The organism is Erythrobacter donghaensis, from assembly GCF_001557325.1.
GTDB lineage: Bacteria > Pseudomonadota > Alphaproteobacteria > Sphingomonadales > Sphingomonadaceae > Erythrobacter > Erythrobacter donghaensis_B.
The window spans coordinates 1-3,767 of record NZ_LSJS01000150.1 but is presented as its reverse complement, the minus strand read 5'-3'; the positions used below and the strand labels follow the sequence as shown (position 1 = coordinate 3,767).

Here is a 3,767-nt window from a genome sequence, read left to right as displayed (position 1 = left end):
GGGCGGGTTCGCTCGCGGTCATCGCCTCTGCGGCAACGGCGGTCTCGCTGCCATCGGCATAGCTCGCGTCGGTCTCGTCGCGCGGCTTGCTGCATGCGGAAAGGGTGAGGGCAGTGACGGAAACGGCGCAAATCAGGGTCTTACGCATGGGTTCTCTCCTCGGTGAAGCTGAGCGGCGGGAGGTGCGACTCAGCGCCTCTGCCTCAGTTTCGCCGCAATCATGCCTCATTTTCGCCATAATCCAACCGCAATTTCGCCACATTCTTGCCGCGATCCGCGCGGCGACGAAATGTGCAACCCTGTGGAAACCCCTCTCCCTTGGGCCCGCGGCGGTTGTTATGGGAGGACATGGCCGCGCCCCCTCCCACCGATACCCCTGACGACGGCTTCGACGCGATCGTCGATGCGCCCTTCGATGCCGCGCTGTCCGAGCGTTACCTCGTCTATGCGCTCTCGACGATCACCGCGCGCTCGCTGCCCGATCTGCGCGACGGGCTGAAGCCGGTGCACCGCCGGCTGCTGTGGGCGATGCGGCAATTGAAACTCAACCCGACCGACGCCTTCAAGAAGTCCGCCCGCGTCGTCGGTGACGTGATCGGCAAGTATCACCCCCATGGCGACGCGTCGGTCTATGACGCGATGGTGCGCCTCGCGCAGGACTTTGCCCTCAGATACCCGCTGGTCGAGGGGCAGGGGAATTTCGGCAATGTCGATGGCGATAACGCCGCCGCCTACCGCTACACCGAAGCGCGCCTGACCAGGACCGCGCTCGAACTGATGGCCGGGCTCGACGAGGGCACGGTCGACTTCCTCCCGACCTATAACGGCGAGGAGGTCGAGCCCGAGATATTCCCCGGCCTGTTCCCCAACCTGCTCGCCAATGGCGCGAGCGGGATCGCGGTGGGCATGGCGACGAGCATCCCCAGCCACAATGTCGCCGAGATCATCGATGCGACGCTGGCGCTGATCGACAACCCCTCGGTCAGCCACGAAGAGCTGATGCAGCACTTTCGCGGCCCCGATTTCGCCACCGGGGGCCAGGTGGTCGACAGCCCCGCTGCCATCGCCGAGGCCTATCGCACCGGGCGCGGCGCCTTCCGCCTGCGCGGCCGCTTCCTTGCGCCCGAGGCCAGGGACGAGGCCGATATCGCGGCGGGGATCGAGCGGCTGGGCGGGGGCCAGTGGCAGCTGGTCATCTCGGAAATTCCCTATCAGGTGCCCAAGTCCAAACTGATCGAGCAGATCGCGCAAGCGATCGCCGACCGCAAGCTCCCCATACTCGAGGACGTGCGCGACGAGAGCGACGCGGCGATCCGCATCGTGCTGGTGCCCAAGAGCCGCAATGTCGATCCCGAGCTGCTGAAGGAGAGCCTGTTCAAGCTCACCGATCTCGAGACTCGCTTCAGCCTCAACCTCAACGTCCTCGACGCGCGGCCCGGGTTCGGGCGCACGCCGATGGTGATGGGGCTGAAGGAGCTGCTCGAAAGCTGGACCTTCGCGCAGATCGACATCCTGCAGCGCCGCGCGAAGCACCGGCTGGAGCAGATTGCGAGCCGGCTCGAGCTGGTGCGCGGCTACATCATCGCCTTCCTGAACCTCGATCGGGTGATCGAGATCATCCGCACCGAGGACGAGCCCAAGCCGGTGATGATGGCCGAGTTCGAACTGACCGACCGCCAGGCCGAGGCGATCCTCAACATGCGGCTGCGCTCCTTGCGCAAGCTCGAGGAGATGCAGCTGAGGAAGGAGCAGGACGAGCTGCTGGCCGAAGAGGCCGAGCTTACCGCCCTGCTTGAAAGCCCGGCCAAGCAGCGCACCCGGTTGAAGCGCGACCTGCGCGCGCTTCGCAAGTCCTACGGCGAGGACACGCCGCTGGGCAAGCGCCGCACGCTGATCGCCGAGGCTGCCCCGACGGTCGAATTCAGCATGGATGCGATGATCGAGAAGGCGCCGGTTACGGTGATCCTCAGCCAGAAGGGCTGGATCAGGGCGGCGAGCGGCCACGTCCCGCTCGATCAGGAATTCAAGTACAAGGAAGGCGACGGCCTCGCCTTCATTCTCCACGCCCAGACGACCGACAAGCTGCTGCTCGCCGCATCCGACGGGCGGTTCTTCACGCTGGGCTGCGACAAGCTCCCCGGCGCGCGCGGCTTCGGCGAACCGGTGCGCACGATGATCGACCTCGAGAGCGAGGCCAGCGTCTGCGCGCTGATGGTGCACCGCCCGGGCGGCCGCCTGCTGCTCGCTTCGAGCCACGGCAAGGGTTTCGTCGCGGCGTTGGACGAACTGCTCGCCGAAACGCGCAAGGGGCGGCAGGTCGTGAACCTGAAGGATGGCGCGCGGCTCGCGGTGATCCGCCTCATCGGCGAGGGCCACGATCATGTCGCGGTGGTGGGCGACAACCGCAAGCTGGTGGTGTTCAACCTCGAGGAACTGCCGGTGATGTCGCGCGGGCAGGGCGTGCAGCTGCAACGCTACCGCGACGGGGGGATGGCGGATGCCACCACCTTCGTGCTCGCCGATGGCCTCAGCTGGCAGATGGGCGGGTCGGGCGAGCGCACCCGCACCGAGACCGAGATCCGCATGTGGAAGGTCGCGCGCGGTGCAGCAGGGCGGATGCCGCCGCAGGGTTTCCCGAAAAACAACCGCTTCGGGTGATTTGATCGCGCTACCGCTTCGCTGCTTGAGCGCGAAAAGCGGCCGGACGGGACATGCCGCCCGGCCGCACAGTGCGAGACGGACTAGCCGCCGGTCTTGGCACCCGCCGCCGCCGCGGCGATCTGGTCCTTGCTGTAGAGCACCATCAGCTGGCCCTGCGGGTTCACCGCGAAATGCTCCTTCTTCATCGGGAAGACCGTGCCACCCTCGGCCTTGAAGTCGATGCTGTCGGCGGCAAGATCGACCTTGCCGAGCATGCCCGCCGGACGTCCGCCGATCGAGACCACCGCGGCGCCCTCGACCAGCGCCGCGTCGCGCTTGGCGTTGGCTTCGGCAATGCGCTCGGCCATCATGGTGTCGATCTGGGCCTTGGTGGCATTGACGCTCTTGCCCTTCTCGCCATCGAGCACCATGCCGACGGGGACCGGGGCCTTGTGCGTGCCGGTGTCGATCACGACCACCTGATCATTCACCTCGGCGACGGTGCCCACGGCATTGCCGTCAGAGCCGTAAATCGTGGCACCGACATCCTGCGCGAAGGCCGCAGCCGGGGTCACGGCGAGCGCAGCGGCGAGCAGTGCCTGCTTGAGGATCTTCATTGTTCAACTCCCTTGTTCCATGTGCCGGAGGGTTGCTGTGCCAAGGGGGGAGGCGGCACGTCCGGGCTGGGATGCGGGCTGGGGGTGGCCCGCAGGAGCAAACCTAACCTGTGTCCGATAATTGAGACAATTGCAGCCGAGGCGGTCTGTGCGACGTCCGTCCCGGTTTTCGCCCCATTAGCGGCGAATCGTGGCTCTCACGGGGTCGCGCGGGCGAGCTCTTCGGCAAGCATCGCCTCGATGCGCTCGCCATCCGGGAAGCCCTCTGCGACCCAGCGCGCCTCGACCGTCTGGAGGATTCGCGCCACGGCCGGCCCGGCGGTCACCCCGCGCGCGACAATCGCGCCGCCCTTCAGCGGGAAAACGGGGACACTCCAGCCTTGCAGCACCCGCGCGTCGCCGCCTGCCAGCAGCAGCCGGTCGATGGCGAAGGCGGGCGTCAGGTGATAGGCGAGCGCGCGCGGGTGCTGCAAGGCTGGAGTGTCCCCGTTTTCCCGCTGAAGGGCGGCG

General features: G+C 67.0%; 2 protein-coding genes and 1 pseudogene. 1 reads left to right on the top strand and 2 read right to left on the bottom strand.

Going from position 1 to position 3,767, the window contains the following annotated elements:
• Positions 1-348: 348 nt before the first annotated feature.
• Positions 349-2,658, top strand: coding sequence for a DNA topoisomerase IV subunit A (gene parC, locus AX692_RS08155; protein WP_073975079.1), 2,310 nt, complete (start codon positions 349-351; stop codon positions 2,656-2,658).
• 83 nt (positions 2,659-2,741) lie between these two features.
• Here the strand turns inward: parC and AX692_RS08150 are convergent, their stop codons facing one another.
• Entirely contained in the window at positions 2,742-3,257 is a 516-nt protein-coding gene (locus AX692_RS08150) for a hypothetical protein (protein WP_073975080.1), read from the bottom strand.
• 197 nt (positions 3,258-3,454) lie between these two features.
• A pseudogene (locus AX692_RS08145) lies at positions 3,455-3,767 on the bottom strand (hypothetical protein); the annotation flags it as partial.